This window comes from Serratia sp. MMO-28 (genome assembly GCF_037199905.1).
Taxonomy (GTDB): domain Bacteria; phylum Pseudomonadota; class Gammaproteobacteria; order Enterobacterales; family Enterobacteriaceae; genus Chania; species Chania oryzae.
On sequence record NZ_JBBCVB010000009.1, the window covers coordinates 136,353 to 154,300 of the forward strand.

Here is a 17,948-nt window from a genome sequence, read left to right on the forward strand (position 1 = left end):
AATAAAAAACCCCGGGCAGGCCGGGGTTTTAATGTGTGTCAGCTAGCCTTAGTCATCCAGGAAGCTGCGCAGCACTTCTGAACGGCTTGGGTGGCGCAGTTTACGCAACGCTTTGGCTTCGATCTGACGGATACGTTCACGGGTAACGTCGAACTGTTTGCCCACTTCTTCCAACGTGTGGTCAGTGTTCATATCGATACCGAAACGCATACGCAGCACTTTCGCTTCACGTGCGGTCAGGCCAGCCAGAACGTCGTGCGTTGCAGAACGCAAGCTTTCAGAGGTGGCAGAATCCAGTGGCAGCTCGAGGGTGGTATCCTCGATGAAATCGCCCAGATGTGAATCTTCATCATCACCGATCGGCGTTTCCATGGAGATCGGCTCTTTGGCGATCTTCAGCACTTTGCGGATCTTGTCTTCTGGCATCAGCATACGTTCAGCTAGCTCTTCCGGCGTTGGTTCGCGGCCCATCTCTTGCAGCATCTGGCGCGAAATACGGTTGAGCTTGTTGATGGTCTCAATCATATGCACCGGAATACGGATGGTACGCGCCTGATCGGCGATAGAACGGGTGATCGCCTGACGGATCCACCAGGTGGCATAAGTCGAGAACTTATAGCCACGACGGTATTCGAACTTATCTACCGCTTTCATCAGGCCGATGTTGCCTTCCTGAATCAGATCCAGGAACTGCAAACCACGGTTGGTGTACTTCTTGGCGATCGAGATAACCAGACGCAGGTTAGCTTCAACCATCTCTTTCTTCGCGCGGCGGGCTTTCGCTTCACCGATCGACATACGGCGGTTGATGTCTTTCACCTGCTCAATGGTCAGGCCGGTCTCTTCTTCGATCTGACGCAGCTTCTGCAGGCTGCGCTGCACGTCGTCACTGACATCTTTCAGCTTTTCTGACCATGGCTTAGCCATTGCCAGTGCCGCTTCGAACCAAGTGGTGCTGGTTTCGTTACCGGCAAACAGAGTGACGAAGTTTTTCTTCGGCATTTTGCACTGTTCAACGCACAGCTTCATGATGAGACGTTCTTGAGTACGAACGCGATCCATCATGGTACGCATGCTGTTGACCAGGAAGTCGAACTGTTTTGGCACCAGACGGAACTGCTTGAACACCTCAGACAGCTTCAGGATCTCTTCTGCTGCGCTGGCGTGGCTGCGACCGTTCTTTTTGATCATCAGACGGGTGGCTTCGTACTGATCGCGCAGATCGGCGAACTTCTGACGAGCAAGCTCCGGATCGATGCTGTTATCGTCTTCAGCATCGTCTTCCTCGTCTTCGTCTTCATCGTCGTCATTCTGCTCTTCGGTCGTTAATTCGGAACCGATATGCGTCGCGGTTGGGGCGATGTCCTCTTCCGCGTTGGGATCGACGAAGCCGGTGATCAGATCGGAGAGGCGCGCTTCACCCGCTTCGACGCGATCGTACTGTTCCAGCAGATAGGTGATGGCTTCCGGGTACTCGGCCACGGAGCATTGCACCTGGTTAATACCGTCTTCGATACGTTTGGCGATGTCGATTTCGCCTTCGCGCGTCAGCAGTTCAACGGTACCCATTTCACGCATGTACATGCGCACCGGGTCGGTGGTACGGCCAATCTCGGATTCAACGCTAGAGAGCACCTGAGCAGCGGCTTCTTCGGCGTCTTCGTCTGTGTTGTTTGAGTTTTCAGCAAGTAACAGGTCATCGGCGTCCGGTGCCTCTTCCATCACCTGGATGCCCATGTCATTAATCATCTGGATGATATCTTCGATCTGATCGGAGTCGACGATATCTTCCGGCAGATGGTCATTGACCTCAGCATAGGTCAAGTAGCCTTGCTCTTTACCACGGGTGACAAGTAGCTTCAGCTGTGACTGCGGGTTTTGCTCCATAAGACGGTATCCACACTTCAGAGTATTTGGGTTGGTGTCGGTCGGCGAAACCGCCAACAATAGCATTTGGGGCGTTTTAGTTGTTGCCGCGGCCCACTATGGCGGCATATTGCAGGGTTGAACCCTCGCATTTATCGGCACTTAAGCCGTTGGTATTCAGTTTTTTTTCGCTAACACCTGATTCAGTGAGCGAACTTCTTCACGTTCTTCAGGGCTCAGGCCGTGTGTTCTGGCTTGGGCGATCAGTGTTTCCAGCCGTTGCTCTAGCACCGAGTCATACAGGCTGGCCAACGTATCTAAAAAGGTCTGCTCGACCATATCCTCAACGATCATATGGTTCCAGGTCGCCAAGGTTTCAAGCTGCTGGCTGAATTTGTTGTCGCGATACAGCTCCAGCAACTGGCCGGTTGTCAGGCCGGGTTGCGCCAGGCAAGTCTGTACCAGTTCAACAAACAACGGTAATCCTGCCTGCTTGGTCTGCTCTAATCCTTCCAGTGACGGGATAAGTGTAGCCAAACGCGGATTTTGTACCAGTAACCCTATCAGTATACGCATGGTTGTGCGTTTTAGCTGGGGCACCTGATAATTATTCGCATTTTCAGCCTGTTTGGGCATCAGCTTGTCGAGCTGGCTGTCGTCCAACAGGCCCAGTTTGCTGCCGAGCTGCTGGCGCAGATACAGGCGCAAAGTCTCGCCCGGTACCTGAGTAATCAACGGTAGCGCCAGCGTGCTCAGCTTGGCGCGGCCGTCCGGGCTGCTCAGATCAACCTGCGGCATCAAGGTTTCGAACAGGAAAGTGGACAGCGGCTGTGCCAGCTCCATCCGTTGTTCGAATGCCTCTTTGCCTTCTTTACGCACTAATGTGTCCGGGTCTTCGCCATCAGGCAAAAACATAAACCGCAATTGACGCCCGTCGTTGAGATAGGGCAGTGCGGTTTCCAGCGCGCGCCAGGCCGCTTCGCGACCGGCTCTGTCGCCGTCATAACAGCAGACAACGTGATCGGTGGCACGGAACAGGAGCTGAATATGCTCAGCCGTGGTCGAGGTTCCCAGTGAGGCGACGGCATAATCAATGCCGTATTGCGCCAGTGCCACCACATCCATATAGCCTTCAACTACCAGCAAACGCTGCAGGGTAGGGTGGCTCTGCTGTGCTTCATACAGGCCGTACAGCTGGCGGCCTTTGTGGAATACTTCGGTTTCCGGCGAGTTCAGGTATTTCGGCATACCATCGCCCAACACGCGGCCGCCAAAGGCAATGACCCGTCCGCGTTTGTCGCGGATTGGGAACATGACACGTTCACGGAAACGATCGTACGTACGTCCTTGATCGTTAGTCACCAACATCCCGGCATCGTTCAATGCGGCGCGGCTGTCGGTATCGCGGCCAAAGCGTTTTAACGCATTGTCCCAACCGGCAGGTGCAAAACCGATGGCAAAATGCTGGATAACCTGATCACTCAACCCGCGCTGTTGCAGGTAATTACGCGCCTGTGCACCGCTGGATTGCTGCAGTGACTGTTGATAGAACGCGCTAAGCTGTTCCATCAGTTGGTAGAGACTTTGGCGCTGATGGCGTTCAATCTGCGTCGGCCCGGTGCCTGCTTCGTAAGGCACTTCCAGCCCGTGCATGGTGGCCAGTTCCTCGATGGTTTCGACAAACTCGAGCCTGTCGTAATTCATCAGGAAATCGACGGCGTTGCCGTGCGCACCACAACCAAAACAGTGATAAAACTGTTTATCGCCATTAACGGTGAATGAAGGCGTTTTTTCGTGGTGGAACGGACAGCACGCGTGATAATTCTTACCTTGCTTCTTGAGCTTGACCCGGGCGTCGATCAGATCGACGATGTCGGTACGCGCCAGCAAGTCATTGATAAATACACGCGGAATTCGTCCAGCCATAAGCCCCTGTTCGATTGCTTATAAACGAGAACAAGCCGCGCATTCCTTACGGAAAGCACGGCCTTCGTATGCAACTACTCAGTCTGCGTGTTCTTGGAAAAGAAAAAATCACGCGGTGGGGTTACCCCCGAAGGATTAATACAGACGAGTGCGGCGTGCGTTTTCGCGAGCCAGTTTCTTGGCGTGACGTTTTACTGCAGAAGCTTTAGCGCGTTTGCGTTCGGTAGTCGGTTTTTCATAGAACTCACGACGACGAACTTCAGCTAAAACACCTGCTTTTTCGCAGGAACGCTTGAAACGACGCAGAGCAACGTCAAATGGCTCGTTTTCACGTACTTTAATTACCGGCATGTGCCTCTCACCTCAATAGAATTCGGTTTGCTGCTGGCCAAGCGCCAGCCTTTTCAAAATGGTGCGGAATTTTACTTCAATGGATGCTGCTTTGTAAAGCACCATAGCAAATTGAAACACGCCGCGTTCCGGCAAACTCGCGCAATTATGCATCGGCCGCCGATTATAGACGAATCGGGGAGAATTGCTCGTTTTTAATCACCCGTGGCGAATCATCAACCTAGCGTACAATGGCGGTAAATGGCTGTGATTATGCTAAACTGGCGGCCGCACGTGAATGATGGGAAATGTAATGCGAGTACTGGGTATAGAAACCTCCTGCGATGAAACCGGAATTGCAGTGTATGACGATCAAGCCGGTTTATTAGCCAACCAACTGTACAGCCAGGTGAAGCTGCACGCCGATTACGGCGGTGTGGTGCCGGAGCTGGCGTCCCGCGATCACGTGCGTAAAACCGTGCCGCTGATTCAGGCGGCGCTGAAAGAAGCAAACCTGTGTGCTGCAGACATCGACGGTGTGGCCTATACCGCAGGCCCTGGCCTGGTGGGCGCATTGCTGGTGGGGGCAACCATTGGCCGCGCGCTGGCGTTTGCCTGGAACGTGCCCGCCGTGCCGGTGCACCATATGGAAGGCCACTTGTTGGCCCCGATGCTGGAAGATAATCCTCCGGCGTTCCCGTTTGTGGCGCTGCTGGTATCCGGTGGGCATACTCAGCTCATCAGCGTTACCGGCATTGGCGAATACGCATTATTGGGGGAATCCATTGACGATGCCGCCGGTGAGGCTTTCGATAAAACCGCCAAACTGCTGGGGTTGGATTATCCCGGTGGCCCGATGCTGTCTAACATGGCACAGCAGGGCAGCGCAGGGCGTTTTACCTTCCCGCGCCCGATGACCGATCGCCCCGGGCTGGATTTCAGCTTCTCCGGGCTGAAGACCTTTGCCGCCAATACCATCCGCGCCAACGGTAACGACGATCAGACGCGTGCCGACATCGCGCGCGCGTTTGAGGATGCGGTGGTGGATACGCTGGCGATTAAATGCAAGCGTGCGCTGGAGCAGACCGGGTTTAAACGTTTGGTGATGGCCGGTGGCGTTAGCGCCAACCGTACCTTGCGCGCCAAATTGGCGGAAATGATGAAAAAACGCGGTGGGGAGGTGTTCTATGCCCGCCCGGAGTTTTGTACCGATAACGGTGCGATGATCGCCTATGCGGGGCTGATTCGGCTGAAAAGCGGTGCCAATCCAGAGCTGAGCGTTTCTGTGCGCCCGCGTTGGCCGTTGGCAGAATTGCCGGCGGTATAAACGCTGAGGGCCGGCAATCTCCGGCCCCAATTATTCTTCTTTATGCTCTTCCTGCTCTGCAGCATCTTGTTTCTTCTTGCGGGACTTCCCCCAGATCTTGCCTTCCTGCCCGCGCCACAGGCGCTGGATGTTGTCGTGATGGCGCATCAGGATCAGGCATGAAAGCATCGCCACCGGGAAGGTAAACTGCGGTTTGAACCACCAGACGTAGAATGGTGCGATTAGCGCGCTGACAATTGCCCCCAGCGAGGAGTAACCGCTCAGCAGCACCGTCAACAGCCAGGTGCCGGTCATCAGGCCGGTGAGATCCCAGCCGATCGGGGCGATAGCCCCGAACGCAGTGGCAACACCTTTACCGCCGCGGAAGTGGAAGAACACCGGATAAATGTGGCCGAGGCAGGCGGCGATCGCCGTCAGGCCAAGGTACAGCGGCGGAACATTGAGCGCATAAGCCAGCCAGACGGGTAACATTCCTTTCAGAATATCAAAGACCAGTACCGTTGCGGCAGCCAAGCGGCCGCCAATGCGCAAGACGTTGGTCGCCCCGGGATTCCCTGATCCATGTTCACGCGGATCCGGTAGCCTGGCGATCCGGCAAACCAGGATCGCGCTGGAAATTGAGCCACACAGATACGCGAAGATAATCATGCCAAGCGCGGTAGCACTCATAACGCGGTTCCGTTTAATAATGGTCGTTTTACTCGCAACATCCATGGATAATACGCATATTCCGCTGGAAGTGGTATCCAGCAGGGCCAAAAACTGAGAATGACGTGATGGATATCGTATTTATCGAAGAGCTTACCGTAATCACCACCATTGGCGTTTATGACTGGGAACAAACCATTCAGCAGAAACTGGTGTTCGATATCGAAATGGGCTGGGATAACCGCCAGGCTGCAGCCAGTGACGATGTGAACCACTGCCTGAGCTATGCCGATGTCAGCGATGCGATCACTCAGCACGTGCAGTCGCAGCGTTTTGCGCTGGTGGAGCGCGTGGCAGAGGAGGTATCCGAAATTTTACTGCAACGCTTTAAATCCCCGTGGGTCCGTATTAAGGTCAGCAAGCCGGGAGCGGTTGCACAGGCCAGCCGGGTTGGCGTGATCATCGAGCGTGGCACGCGCGGTGCCTGATTGTCATTCAGATGCAACTCAGAAGAGTTATTCTGGGCAATAATGAATATGGGTTTGAGCGGCACTGTATTTGAGCATTGCCGCTTTTTTACGTTTATCCCCTTGATTTGGCAATGGCTGGCTGTGCAGCTTGCATGCGATGGGGGATATAGCCTTAAATTTGACATGGGGTAAGGCAGGATCATGGCTGACATGCATTCACTGTTTGTTGCGTTTATTCTTGGGGTGGTTGAAGGGTTAACCGAATTTTTGCCGGTTTCCTCCACCGGGCATATGATCATCGTCGGTGAGTGGTTGGGGTTTACCGGTGACACGGCCAAAACCTTTGAAGTGATCATTCAACTGGGGTCGATTCTGGCGGTGGTGGTGGTGTTCTGGCGTCGCCTGTTTGGCTTGATCGGCATTCATTTTGGCGGTAAGCCGGTAGAGCATGAAGGTAAAACGGCCGGGCGCTTGAAGCTGGGCCATATTCTGTTGGCGATGATCCCGGCGGTAGTGCTGGGGCTGGTGTTCCACGACGTGATCAAATCGCTGTTTGCACCGAAAAACGTGATGTATGCGTTGATCGTCGGCGGCGTGCTGCTGCTGGTGGCTGAATGGCTGAAACCGAAGAATCCTCCGGCAGTGGGGCTGGATGACATCACTTACCGCCAGGCATTTGCCATCGGCTGCTTCCAGTGTCTGGCGCTGTGGCCGGGTTTCTCCCGTTCGGGAGCCACCATTTCCGGCGGTATGCTGGTGGGCGTGAGCCGTTATGCAGCGTCCGAGTTTTCCTTCATCCTGGCGGTGCCGATGATGATGGGGGCCAGCGCGCTGGATCTCTACAAGAGCCTGCATTTCCTGACGCTGGGCGATCTGCCGATGTTCGCCGTCGGTTTTATTACCGCCTTCGTTGTTGCGTTGATCGCGATTAAAACCTTCCTGCAGCTTATCAAACGTATTTCGTTTGTGCCGTTCGCCATTTATCGTTTTATCGTTGCGGCGGTGGTGTACATGGTGTTTATGTAAACACCAGCAATTCATTCTCCTCTTCAATAGTGGGCTTTGCCCACTATTCACAAATTTCTCCCTCCCCTCGCCATTTGGTCCTACCAATCGATAAAAAATGTGAATCTCTCACACAGAACAGCCAAAAATAAAAACAGAGTCATTGCATATTTTTAACAGTGAATTAACTATCGCATATCAAATAGATTACCCCGCCTTATTGGTAGGACCAATTCGGTGGGGAACAAATGCGAACAATCGCTGGAGATATTTGCATGCAAGCCTGGCAACAAGTTTATGATCCTATGGGTAATATCTGGCTTTCGAGCCTGATCGCGGCGCTGCCTATTCTGTTTTTCTTTTTTGCTCTGATAAAACTCAAACTTAAGGGGCACATTGCTGCCACATTCACCGTGGGGATTGCCCTGCTGGTGGCGCTGTTTCTTTACCAGATGCCGGCAGAACGTGCGATCGCCGCAGTGGTGTATGGCTTTTTCTATGGCTTATGGCCGATTGCCTGGATCATTATTGCGGCGGTGTTTGTCTACAAAATCTCGGTCAAGACCGGGCAGTTTGACATCATTCGTTCTTCGATTCTTTCGATCACGCCCGATCAACGTTTACAGATGCTGATCGTGGGTTTCTGCTTTGGCGCCTTTCTGGAAGGGGCGGCCGGGTTTGGGGCACCGGTTGCGATCACCGCTGCGCTGCTGGTTGGGTTGGGGTTCAACCCGCTGTATGCGGCGGGGCTTTGCCTGATCGTCAACACTGCGCCGGTGGCTTTCGGCGCGATGGGGATCCCGATTATCGTGGCGGGTCAGGTCACCGGGTTAGACAGCTTCGAAATCGGCCAGATGGTTGGGCGTCAATTGCCCTTTTTGACGATCATCGTGTTGTTCTGGATCATGGCGATAATGGACGGCTGGCGCGGCATCAAGGAAACCTGGCCAGCAGTGGTGGTGGCTGGGGGCAGCTTTGCCCTGGCGCAGTATCTCAGCTCCAACTTTCTGGGGCCGGAACTGCCGGACATCATCTCTTCGCTGGTTTCACTGGTGTGCCTGACGCTGTTTCTGCGTGTCTGGCAGCCTAAACGCATCTTCCGTTTTGAGAACGCTGAAGGCCCGGTTACTGAGCCAACGTTGACGCAGCACAGCTATACGCTAGGGCAGATTATTCGCGCCTGGATGCCGTTTATTTTCCTGACCGCCACCGTCACCCTGTGGAGCATCCCGCCGTTTAAAGCGTTGTTTGCTAAAGGCGGAGCATTGCAAGACTGGGTATTCAATTTCCCGGTGCCATTCTTGGATAAGCTGGTAGCGAAAATGCCGCCGGTGGTGGCAGAGATCACGCCTTATGCCGCGGTGTTCAAGCTTGACTGGTTCTCGGCCACCGGTACCGCGATTATGGTTGCGGCAGTTGCCTCGGTGATTTATCTGCGGATGAAGCCCAAAGACGCAATCACCACATTTGCCGAAACGTTAACCGCCTTGATGCTGCCGATCTATTCCATTGGCATGGTGCTGGCGTTTGCTTTTATTTCTAACTATTCCGGCCTGTCGGCAACGCTGGCGTTGGCATTGGCGCATACTGGCAAGGCCTTCACCTTTTTCTCGCCGTTCCTTGGCTGGTTGGGCGTTTTTCTTACCGGTTCTGATACTTCGTCCAACGCACTGTTCGCCGCCCTGCAAGCGACCACCGCGCAGCAGATTGGCGTTTCGGATGTGTTATTGGTGGCGGCTAACACCACCGGCGGCGTCACCGGGAAAATGATTTCGCCGCAGTCTATTGCCATTGCCTGCGCAGCCGTTGGCCTGGTGGGAAAAGAGTCAGACTTGTTCCGCTTTACGGTGAAACACAGCCTGATCTTCACCTGTATGGTGGGGGTGATCACCACGCTACAGGCCTACTGGCTGACGTGGATGATCCCATGAGCGCATCTCAGCCACCGCGCCTAGCCGATCGTCTGGTCGAGCACGTTAAGGCAATGATTCACGAGCGTAAACTGCAAGCGGGCATGCGTTTGCCCGCCGAACGCCAGTTGGCCAACGAGTTGGGCGTTTCGCGCTCCTCGTTGCGTGAAGCGATCCAGAAACTGATTAGCGAAAAGGTGCTGATTAGCCGACGCGGCGGTGGCACCTATGTTTGCGACGAACTTTCCCCCTGGTCGGAACAATGCATCGTAGAACCACTGAGAACCTTAGTCGCCGACGACCCTGACTATCGCTACGACATTCTGGAGGCCCGCCACGCGATTGAGGCCAGCACCGCCTGGCACGCGGCGATGCGTGCCACCGCGGCAGATAAAGAGAAGCTGCAGGCTTGTTTTGACGCCACGTTAGAGTTTAAAGAGAGCGATAACCCTGATCTGGCGGCACAGGCCGACGTGCGCTTCCACCTGGCGATTGCCGAAGCTTCCCATAACGTGGTGTTGCTGCAAACCATGCGTGGTTTTTTCGATTTAATGCAGTCTTCCGTCATGCATAGCCGCCAGCGCATGTATACCGTGCCGACCATCTTTGCGCGGCTTACACAACAGCATGAGGAAATGTTGCAGGCTATTCTGGCTGGGGATCCTGAACGGGCTGGCAGAGCGGCCAAATCCCACCTGGGGTTTGTGCATTCCACCATTAAAGGCCTGCATGAAGATGAGGCAAGGCTGGCGCGCATTACCCGCCTGCCGGATGAAAATTCACTGTAATAAATAAGGGAGATCGCTCCATGATTATCTCAGCAGCCAGCGACTACCGCGCTGCAGCACAACGTAAACTGCCACCTTTTCTGTTTCACTATATTGATGGTGGCGCTTACGCCGAGCACACTCTGCGGCGCAACGTGGAAGATCTGGCTCAGGTCGCGTTGAGGCAGCGGGTGTTGAAAAACATGTCGGCACTCAGCCTGGAAACCAAACTGTTTAACGAAACGCTATCGATGCCCGTGGCCCTTGGCCCGGTAGGGTTGTGCGGCATGTATGCGCGCCGTGGCGAGGTGCAGGCCGCGCGGGCCGCAGAGCGAAACGGCATTCCTTTTACGCTTTCTACCGTCTCGGTGTGCCCCATCGAAGAAGTGACATCGGCCATCAAGCGCCCGATGTGGTTTCAACTGTATGTGCTGAAAGATCGCGGATTCATGCGCAATGCCTTGGAGCGCGCGAAAGCCGCCGGCTGTACCACATTGGTCTTTACCGTGGATATGCCGACACCTGGCGCTCGCTACCGCGACGCACATTCGGGCATGAGCGGCCCGCACGCCGCACTGCGGCGCTATTGGCAAGCGGTAACCCATCCCGCCTGGGCATGGGACGTTGGCCTGAACGGGCGCCCGCACGACTTGGGGAATATCTCAGCGTATCTCGGTAAACCCACCGGCTTGGAGGATTATATCGGCTGGCTGGGGGCCAACTTTGATCCTTCGATTTCGTGGAGCGATCTGGAGTGGATCCGCGACTTCTGGCAGGGGCCGATGGTGATTAAGGGCATTCTCGACGCTGATGATGCGCGGGATGCCGTACGTTTTGGTGCCGATGGCATCGTGGTTTCCAACCACGGTGGCCGCCAACTGGATGGCGTGCTCTCTTCTGCCCGTGCGCTGCCGAGTATTGCCGACGCGGTAAAGGGGGATATCACGATCCTGGCAGACAGCGGGGTGCGCAGCGGGTTGGACGTGGTGCGGATGATTGCGCTCGGGGCCGACAGCGTGCTGTTAGGGCGCGCGTATCTTTATGCGTTGGCGACCGCAGGCCAGGCGGGGGTGGAAAACCTGCTCGATCTGATCAGAAAAGAGATGTGTGTAGCGATGACGCTGACCGGGGCGAAAAGTATCGCGGAAATCAGCCGTGACTTATTGGTGCAGGAAGGCTTCTGAGTCACCCCCTTCCTCTTGCCCGAAAATAGGAAAGAGGAAGGGACTAACCGGCTTAGGCCTGGGGTTCCTGCGTTTTTTTCCATTCTGCCAGTGCCTGCTGGCGGCGGCGTTTGACCTCCTCGCGGATCGCCAAGCCTTGCAGGCCGCTGTCCACCACCTCTTTAACCGAGACAGTGTTGGCTATCTGATACGCCTGGCGCAGATAATCCCCTTGTGGATAAGGGTTGTTTTCAAAACCGGTACGGCCACGGGCATCGGCCTCACTGGAGAGGATCATCTGTTCCAGCCGCTGCGGCTTGCGCCACACGTCAATGGCATCAAACAGCTTTAGCAGGGTTTCTGGGCGCAGTTTATTCACCGTGTGGATCAGATCGTGGTATTCAGCCACCAGCTTGGCCAACTCGCGCACGGGATTGGGCACGCGCAGCCGCTTGCACAGTGCTTCGACCAGTTTCACCCCGGCTGGCCCGTGGCCATAGTGATGAGGCCACAGTTCTGGCGGCGTCTTGCCCTTACCGAGATCGTGGCACAGGGCAGCAAAGCGGATATCCACTTCAGGGCTGAGCTGCGTGGCAATGGCCAGCGTCATCAGCGTATGCACACCGGTATCGATCTCCGGGTGCCATTTCTCAGGCGCAGGCACGCCAAACAGCGCGTCGATTTCTGGGAACAGCACCTGCAGTGCACCACAGTCACGCAGTACCTGGAAGTAAACCTGTGGGCTTTGGCTTTGCAGCGCTTTCTCGGTTTCTTTCCACACGCGCTCGGCCGTCAGCGCCGCCAACTCGCCGCTCTCTGCCATCTGCCGCATCAGTGCGCTGGTTTCTGGAGCCACGCTAAAGCCCAAATGGGCAAAGCGGGCGGCGAAGCGCGCCACGCGCAGTACGCGCAGAGGGTCTTCGCCAAAGGCCGCGGAAACGTGGCGTAACACCCGTGCTGCAAGATCGGCCTGGCCGTGGTAAGGGTCGATCAATGCGCCATCGGCAGCCTGCGCTATGGCGTTAATGGTGAGATCGCGTCGCAGCAGATCGTCTTCCAGCGTCACGTCCGGCGCGGCATAGCAGGTAAAACCGGTATAGCCCTGGCCGGATTTGCGCTCTGTGCGCGCCAATGCATACTCTTCATGGGTTTCTGGGTTGAGAAATACCGGGAAGTCTTTACCCACCTGCTGGTAGCCGCGTGCCAGCAGATCGGCAGGCGTTGCGCCGACCACCACCCAGTCGCGATCGACCACCGGTATATTGAGCAGATTGTCGCGGACGGCACCGCCGACCAGGTAAATCTTCACGGTTTAACTCCTGAATATATTGGATGGCTGGTTTTATCAGATTACATCAATTGGCGGGCAGATGCTGAGGCCAATAAAAATGGCGCCCGCAGGCGCCTGAGCTGGCTGAGAATGAGATCAGTTCATCCAGCGATTATTTTTACGGCGCGGAACCAGGCGCGGAAGCAGCAGACCAAGCAACAGGCCAGCACCGGCAACGCCGCCGCCGTACAGGAACCATTGCAGAATAATCGTGCGCTGTTTGTCGTCGAGCTGCAGATTAACCGCGTTCACCTTCTTCTGGGCGACAACCAGCTGATTTTTCAGATCCTGATTTTCCTGCCGCAGACCATTGATGGTGCTGTCGCTGGCGGCCACTTTTTGCTGCATTTCGGCGGTGCGCTGATTCCAGCTGTTATCGATATTGGCTAATTTATCGGTCAGGGTTTTCACCTGCTGCTCCAGTTCCGGCACCTGAGTACGCAGGCTTGGCGTCTGGCTCAGCTGATCCAGTTGGATCCACACGGTGCGCCCTTTCGAGTCACGAATCTGACCATAGCTGTTGTTTTCGTTCACGCTCAGCAGCGTCACTTCTTCACCGGCGTTCAAAGTCCCTACAATACGATATTGCGTACCTGGGCCGCTGTGGACATAAGTGTTTAATTCATCGGAGATATAGCGCTTATCTTCGGCATGTGCGCCCCAAGTGATGCTGAAGCTCAGCACGGCAAGGCAAATCAGGCGTAATTTCTGCATGAGTTAATCGTTTCTGGGTGAATTAATGGAACGATAGTAGAGCGTTCAGTCTGATGGCGCAACGCCAAAACCGGAATGAGAACACTCTTAGTATCACGGATTCCGTGCGTTGCGCGGCATTTTATAGCCTAACAGGTTTTTTCTACAGTCGGCAGAGTCAAGCCGGTGGGAATCGCGGTAAGATACTCACCATTGTGTGTTCGTGGCCGGCTGACTCCGCCACCGTGAAGCATCACGGCAGTGCCTAACCTATTGGTGTAAAAGAATGATGAGCGTTGAAATAGAACTGAAGTTTATTGTTTCCCCTGAAGCGATCGCTGGCCTTCCCGCACGGCTGGCCGCTTGGCCGCATCAGCATTCTGCACCGCAGAAGTTGACCAATATTTACTTCGAAACCGCCGACAATTTCCTGCGTAGCCATGATATGGGCCTGCGTATCCGTGGTTTCGACGATAGCTATGAAATGACCATCAAAACTGCAGGTTCGGTGGTGGGTGGCCTGCATCAGCGGCCAGAGTACAACGTTGCCATCAGCAAGCCGGTGTTGGCCTTGAAAAAGTTCCCGGCAGACATCTGGCCGGAAGGCTGCAAGCTGGCCCCATTGCAAAAGGCGCTGCAGCCGCTGTTCCGTACCGACTTTGTGCGTGAGAAGTGGGTGGTCACTTACGGTGAGAGCGAGATTGAGATTGCGTTCGATCAGGGTGAGGTTAGCGCAGGGGAACTGAGGGAAACGCTGTGTGAAGTTGAACTGGAACTGAAGCAGGGCGAAGCCCGCGATCTGCTGGCTTTGGCAACGGCCTTGGCAGAACAGGGTGGGCTGCGCCAAGGCAGCCTAAGTAAAGCCGCGCGGGGCTATCATCTGGCGCAGGGCAATGCCGAACGTGAGCGTCGCCCGTTGGCGGTGCTGAAACCGGCTGCCAAATCCACGGTTGAACAGGGCATGGTGGCGGCTTTTGAGCTGGCGCTGAGCCATTGGCAGTATCACGAAGAACTGTGGCTGCACGGCGATAAACAGGCACGCCGTGCGGTCATGGAAGCGATCGCCTTGATTCGTCAGGCATTGGTGATTTTTGGTGGTCTGGTGCCGCGCAAGGCCAGTGCCGATCTGCGTGCCCGCCTGACGGCGCTGGAGCCGTTGCTGGAGGATAAAACCACCGAGCCCCAGGTGCTGTGCTACAGCGCAGAGTACCTGCAATGTAAGTTGGCGCTCACATCATGGCTGATGACCGGCGCATGGCGGCCATTTATTGATGCCAAGTCACAGGCCAAGCTGGACGGCTCATTCAAGCGTTTCAGCGATATCATGCTGGGGCGCTGCGCTGCCGATCTGAAAGAAGCCTTTACGCGCACCCTGAATGAAGATGAATATCAGGAGCAGTTGCCGCGTTTGACGCGTCAGGTGCTGGCTTTCATGCTGCTTTCCGGTGCCTACCCGGACAGCGAATCCGCGCCCTATATTGACAGCTGGCGCGAGCTGCAACTGGCGGTCGCGGAGCGCCGTCAGGGTTGGTATGAAGGCTGCCGCAAGCAGGCTTTATCCCATGCGCCATTTTGGTTGAATGGTGCCGTTCGTTAACTACCATCGCGGGCCTGCTCGCTTGCAGGCCGCAGAATAGGTCACTCACTTATGTTGCCACTCTCTGCTGCGTTACAGGTTCAGGCACAGGATATCGTGCAGCGATTTCAGGAAACTCAAGGCGCTGAGGTGCTGCTCAGTGCTGCGGAACAGGCTGTTTTGGCGTCGAGCGATTTTGTCAGAGACATGTTGCTTGGCCACCCCGAGTGGCTGGAAAGGCTGCGCCAGCAGCCACCGGCTCCTGAAGAGTGGCAGCACTATGCGGCCTGGTTGCAGGACGAGCTGGAAGAGGTGCGCGACGAAACACGGTTGATGCAGGTTCTGCGCCTGTTTCGCCGCGAGAGCCTGGTGCGTATTGCCTGGGCACAGGCCCAACAGCTTTGCACCACAGAGCAAACCTTGCAGCAGTTGAGCGCGTTAGCAGAAACGCTGATCGTCAGCGCCCGGGATTGGCTCTACCAGACCTGTTGCCGTGAGTGGGGCACCCCTTGCAATGCCGCAGGCGTGCCGCAACCGTTGCTGATCCTGGGGATGGGCAAGCTGGGGGGCGGTGAGCTGAATTTCTCTTCGGATATCGACCTGATCTTTGTTTACCCGGAAAATGGCCAGACGCAAGGCGGCAGGCGTGAGCTGGACAACGCCCAGTTCTTCACCCGTTTGGGGCAACGGCTGATCAAGGCGCTGGATCAGCAAACTATCGACGGCTTTGTCTACCGGGTGGATATGCGCCTGCGGCCGTTTGGTGACAGTGGCCCGCTGGTGATGAGCTTTGCCGCGCTGGAGGATTACTACCAGGAGCAGGGGCGCGATTGGGAGCGTTATGCCATGGTGAAAGCACGCCTGATGGGCGGCTCTGAAGATCCCTACAGCCAGGAACTGCGTAACACGCTGCGGCCATTCGTGTTCCGCCGCTATATCGATTTCAGCGTGATCCAGTCGTTGCGCAATATGAAAGGCATGATTGCCCGTGAAGTGCGGCGGCGCGGGCTGAAGGACAATATCAAACTGGGTGCCGGTGGCATCCGCGAAATTGAATTTATCACCCAGGTATTCCAACTGATCCGCGGCGGGCGCGAACCCAGCCTGCAGGGGCGTGCGCTACTGCCCACCTTGCAGGCGGTGGGGGAACTGGGGCTGCTGACGCCGCAGCAGGTGGCCGAGTTGAGCGCCAGTTATCTGTTCCTGCGGCGGTTGGAAAACCTGCTACAGGCGATTGCCGATCAGCAAACGCAAACATTGCCGCAGGATGCGCTGGATCAGGCGCGCCTCGCCTGGGGGATGGATCAGCCCGATTGGCCAGCACTGCTGGTGGCGCTGGAGGCACAGATGCAGAATGTGCGCGCCGTGTTTGATGACCTGATCGGCGACGATAGCCCCGATGTAGGCGAAGACCCTAACTATCAGCACTATCACAGCCTGTGGCAGGACGATCTGGACGAAAACGAACTCGCGCCGCTGACGCCACATCTGACCGAAGAACCCCGCCGCCAGATGTTGCGCACGATCGCTGAATTCCGTCGTGACGTGGACAAACGCACCATCGGCCCGCGTGGCCGCGATGTGCTGGATCAACTGATGCCGCGCCTGCTGGCGGAGGTGTGCCCGCGCGGCGACGCGCCCACCGCGCTGGTGCGTTTGACCCAACTGTTACTGAGCATTGTCACCCGCACCACCTATCTGGAGCTGCTGGTGGAGTATCAGGCCGCTCTCAGCCATCTGATCCGCCTGTGTGCGGCCTCGCCGATGGTGGCCAGCCAACTGGCGCGCTATCCACTGTTGCTGGATGAACTGCTGGATCCTGCCACGCTATACCAGCCGGTGGCGCTGGATGCCTATCGTAGTGAACTGCGCCAATACCGCCTGCGCGTGCCGGAAGACGACGAAGAACAGCAACTGGAAGCGCTGCGGCAGTTCAAGCAGGCGCAGCAGTTGCGTATTGCCGCAGCGGACATCGCCGAAGCGCTGCCGGTAATGAAAGTGAGCGATCACTTAACCTATCTGGCAGAAGCGATCATTGATGCGGTGGTGCAACAGGCGTGGAAAGACATGGTGGCGCGCTACGGCCAGCCAACTCACCTGCATGAACGGGAAGGGCGCGGTTTTGCGGTGATTGGCTACGGCAAGCTGGGGGGTTGGGAGTTGGGTTACAGTTCCGATCTCGATCTCGTATTCCTGCTCGACTGCCCGCCGGAGGTGATGACCGATGGCGCACGCTGTATCGATGGCCGTCAGTTCTACCTGCGCCTGGCCCAGCGCGTGATGCATCTGTTCAGCACCCGTACTTCTTCCGGCATTCTTTATGAAGTGGATGCACGTCTGCGCCCTTCCGGGGCCGCCGGGATGCTGGTCAGCACCGTCGAGGCGTTCGCCGATTATCAGCATAACGAGGCCTGGACCTGGGAGCATCAGGCTCTGGTGCGTGCGCGCATCGTGTATGGCGATCCGGCGTTGCATCAGCAGTTTGACGCCATCCGCCACGAGATCCTGTGCAAAGCGCGTGAAGCAGAAAAGCTGCAGCAGGAAGTGCGTGAAATGCGCGAGAAAATGCGCAACCATCTGGGCAATAAACAGCGCGATCTGTTTGATATCAAAGCAGACGAAGATGGCATCACCGACATCGAATTTATCGCCCAATATCTGGTATTACGTTATGCGAGTGCGGAACCACGCCTGACGCGTTGGTCCGATAACGTGCGCATCTTCGAGCTGATGGCCAACTACGACATTATGCCGGAAGAGGAAGCGCGGGCGCTGACCCAGGCCTACGTCACCATGCGTGATGAAATTCACCATCTGGCCTTGCAGGAACATTCCAGCAAGGTCAGCAACCAGCTGTTTATGACGGAACGCGAGCAGGTGCGGGCCAGCTGGCAGAAATGGTTAAGTTAACCGGGTTATTACGGGTATTACTGGCCG

At 56.1% G+C, this 17,948-nt stretch carries 14 protein-coding genes; 8 read left to right on the forward strand and 6 right to left on the reverse strand.

Features of this window, described 5'->3' with window-relative positions:
* Positions 1 to 48: 48 nt before the first annotated feature.
* The 3 genes from rpoD to rpsU all read right to left on the reverse strand — a co-directional run bounded on the left by rpoD (position 49) and on the right by rpsU (position 4,143).
* Positions 49 to 1,887: an RNA polymerase sigma factor RpoD gene (rpoD, locus tag WG891_RS10325; RefSeq protein ID WP_337262621.1), complete on the reverse strand. Its 1,839-nt coding sequence runs from the start codon at positions 1,885 to 1,887 to the stop codon at positions 49 to 51.
* Between the two features lie 156 nt (positions 1,888 to 2,043).
* On the reverse strand, positions 2,044 to 3,792 hold the full coding sequence (gene dnaG / locus WG891_RS10330; RefSeq protein WP_337262620.1) for a DNA primase: 1,749 nt from the start codon (positions 3,790 to 3,792) through the stop codon (positions 2,044 to 2,046).
* Between the two features lie 135 nt (positions 3,793 to 3,927).
* The gene (gene rpsU / locus WG891_RS10335) at positions 3,928 to 4,143 is read right to left on the reverse strand and encodes a 30S ribosomal protein S21 (RefSeq protein ID WP_001144069.1); all 216 of its coding nucleotides are present in this window, start codon (positions 4,141 to 4,143) and stop codon (positions 3,928 to 3,930) included.
* A gap of 292 nt (positions 4,144 to 4,435) precedes the next feature.
* Here rpsU and tsaD point away from each other — a divergent pair, with 292 nt between their 5' ends.
* On the forward strand, positions 4,436 to 5,449 hold the full coding sequence (gene tsaD, locus WG891_RS10340; protein WP_337262619.1) for a tRNA (adenosine(37)-N6)-threonylcarbamoyltransferase complex transferase subunit TsaD: 1,014 nt from the start codon (positions 4,436 to 4,438) through the stop codon (positions 5,447 to 5,449).
* A 30-nt stretch (positions 5,450 to 5,479) separates the two neighbouring features.
* On the opposite strand, the gene plsY is transcribed toward tsaD, so the two are convergent.
* On the reverse strand, positions 5,480 to 6,118 hold the full coding sequence (gene plsY / locus WG891_RS10345; protein WP_156294466.1) for a glycerol-3-phosphate 1-O-acyltransferase PlsY: 639 nt from the start codon (positions 6,116 to 6,118) through the stop codon (positions 5,480 to 5,482).
* A gap of 107 nt (positions 6,119 to 6,225) precedes the next feature.
* On the opposite strand from plsY, the gene folB reads away from it, so the two are divergent.
* The 5 genes from folB (at position 6,226) to lldD (ending at position 11,433) form a co-directional block, all read left to right on the forward strand.
* Positions 6,226 to 6,585: a bifunctional dihydroneopterin aldolase/7,8-dihydroneopterin epimerase gene (gene folB / locus WG891_RS10350; protein ID WP_337262618.1), complete on the forward strand. Its 360-nt coding sequence runs from the start codon at positions 6,226 to 6,228 to the stop codon at positions 6,583 to 6,585.
* A gap of 183 nt (positions 6,586 to 6,768) precedes the next feature.
* Positions 6,769 to 7,593, forward strand: a complete 825-nt coding sequence (gene bacA, locus WG891_RS10355) for an undecaprenyl-diphosphate phosphatase (RefSeq protein WP_076941925.1) — start codon at positions 6,769 to 6,771, stop codon at positions 7,591 to 7,593.
* Between the two features lie 254 nt (positions 7,594 to 7,847).
* Entirely contained in the window at positions 7,848 to 9,503 is a 1,656-nt protein-coding gene (gene lldP, locus WG891_RS10360; RefSeq protein ID WP_337262617.1) for an L-lactate permease, read from the forward strand.
* Positions 9,500 to 10,270, forward strand: a complete 771-nt coding sequence (gene lldR, locus WG891_RS10365) for a transcriptional regulator LldR (RefSeq protein ID WP_337262616.1) — start codon at positions 9,500 to 9,502, stop codon at positions 10,268 to 10,270. Before lldP ends, lldR begins: the two co-directional genes overlap by 4 nt.
* A gap of 20 nt (positions 10,271 to 10,290) precedes the next feature.
* On the forward strand, positions 10,291 to 11,433 hold the full coding sequence (gene lldD, locus WG891_RS10370) for an FMN-dependent L-lactate dehydrogenase LldD (protein WP_076941928.1): 1,143 nt from the start codon (positions 10,291 to 10,293) through the stop codon (positions 11,431 to 11,433).
* A 52-nt stretch (positions 11,434 to 11,485) separates the two neighbouring features.
* Here lldD and WG891_RS10375 read toward each other — a convergent pair whose 3' ends face one another.
* The gene (locus WG891_RS10375; RefSeq protein ID WP_337262615.1) at positions 11,486 to 12,721 is read right to left on the reverse strand and encodes a multifunctional CCA addition/repair protein; all 1,236 of its coding nucleotides are present in this window, start codon (positions 12,719 to 12,721) and stop codon (positions 11,486 to 11,488) included.
* A 117-nt stretch (positions 12,722 to 12,838) separates the two neighbouring features.
* Complete coding sequence (locus WG891_RS10380; protein ID WP_076941930.1) at positions 12,839 to 13,456, reverse strand: TIGR04211 family SH3 domain-containing protein; 618 nt, start codon at positions 13,454 to 13,456, stop codon at positions 12,839 to 12,841.
* A 268-nt stretch (positions 13,457 to 13,724) separates the two neighbouring features.
* Here WG891_RS10380 and WG891_RS10385 point away from each other — a divergent pair, with 268 nt between their 5' ends.
* Both WG891_RS10385 and glnE read left to right on the forward strand, forming a co-directional pair.
* Entirely contained in the window at positions 13,725 to 15,032 is a 1,308-nt protein-coding gene (locus WG891_RS10385; protein ID WP_337262723.1) for an inorganic triphosphatase, read from the forward strand.
* A gap of 51 nt (positions 15,033 to 15,083) precedes the next feature.
* The gene (gene glnE / locus WG891_RS10390) at positions 15,084 to 17,921 is read left to right on the forward strand and encodes a bifunctional [glutamate--ammonia ligase]-adenylyl-L-tyrosine phosphorylase/[glutamate--ammonia-ligase] adenylyltransferase (protein ID WP_337262614.1); all 2,838 of its coding nucleotides are present in this window, start codon (positions 15,084 to 15,086) and stop codon (positions 17,919 to 17,921) included.
* Positions 17,922 to 17,948: the final 27 nt, after the last annotated feature.

Excerpts from the sequence above, each read along its gene's own strand:
- rpsU (WP_001144069.1), bottom strand. The coding sequence starts at position 4,143 with ATGCCGGTAATTAAAGTACGTGAAAACGAGCCATTTGACGTTGCTCTG.
- dnaG (WP_337262620.1), bottom strand. The coding sequence starts at position 3,792 with ATGGCTGGACGAATTCCGCGTGTATTTATCAATGACTTGCTGGCGCGT.
- tsaD (WP_337262619.1), top strand. The coding sequence starts at position 4,436 with ATGCGAGTACTGGGTATAGAAACCTCCTGCGATGAAACCGGAATTGCA.
- plsY (WP_156294466.1), bottom strand. The coding sequence starts at position 6,118 with ATGAGTGCTACCGCGCTTGGCATGATTATCTTCGCGTATCTGTGTGGC.
- rpoD (WP_337262621.1), bottom strand. The coding sequence starts at position 1,887 with ATGGAGCAAAACCCGCAGTCACAGCTGAAGCTACTTGTCACCCGTGGT.
- lldR (WP_337262616.1), top strand. The coding sequence starts at position 9,500 with ATGAGCGCATCTCAGCCACCGCGCCTAGCCGATCGTCTGGTCGAGCAC.
- lldP (WP_337262617.1), top strand. The coding sequence starts at position 7,848 with ATGCAAGCCTGGCAACAAGTTTATGATCCTATGGGTAATATCTGGCTT.
- bacA (WP_076941925.1), top strand. The coding sequence starts at position 6,769 with ATGGCTGACATGCATTCACTGTTTGTTGCGTTTATTCTTGGGGTGGTT.
- lldD (WP_076941928.1), top strand. The coding sequence starts at position 10,291 with ATGATTATCTCAGCAGCCAGCGACTACCGCGCTGCAGCACAACGTAAA.
- folB (WP_337262618.1), top strand. The coding sequence starts at position 6,226 with ATGGATATCGTATTTATCGAAGAGCTTACCGTAATCACCACCATTGGC.
- WG891_RS10380 (WP_076941930.1), bottom strand. The coding sequence starts at position 13,456 with ATGCAGAAATTACGCCTGATTTGCCTTGCCGTGCTGAGCTTCAGCATC.
- WG891_RS10385 (WP_337262723.1), top strand. The coding sequence starts at position 13,725 with ATGAGCGTTGAAATAGAACTGAAGTTTATTGTTTCCCCTGAAGCGATC.
- glnE (WP_337262614.1), top strand. The coding sequence starts at position 15,084 with ATGTTGCCACTCTCTGCTGCGTTACAGGTTCAGGCACAGGATATCGTG.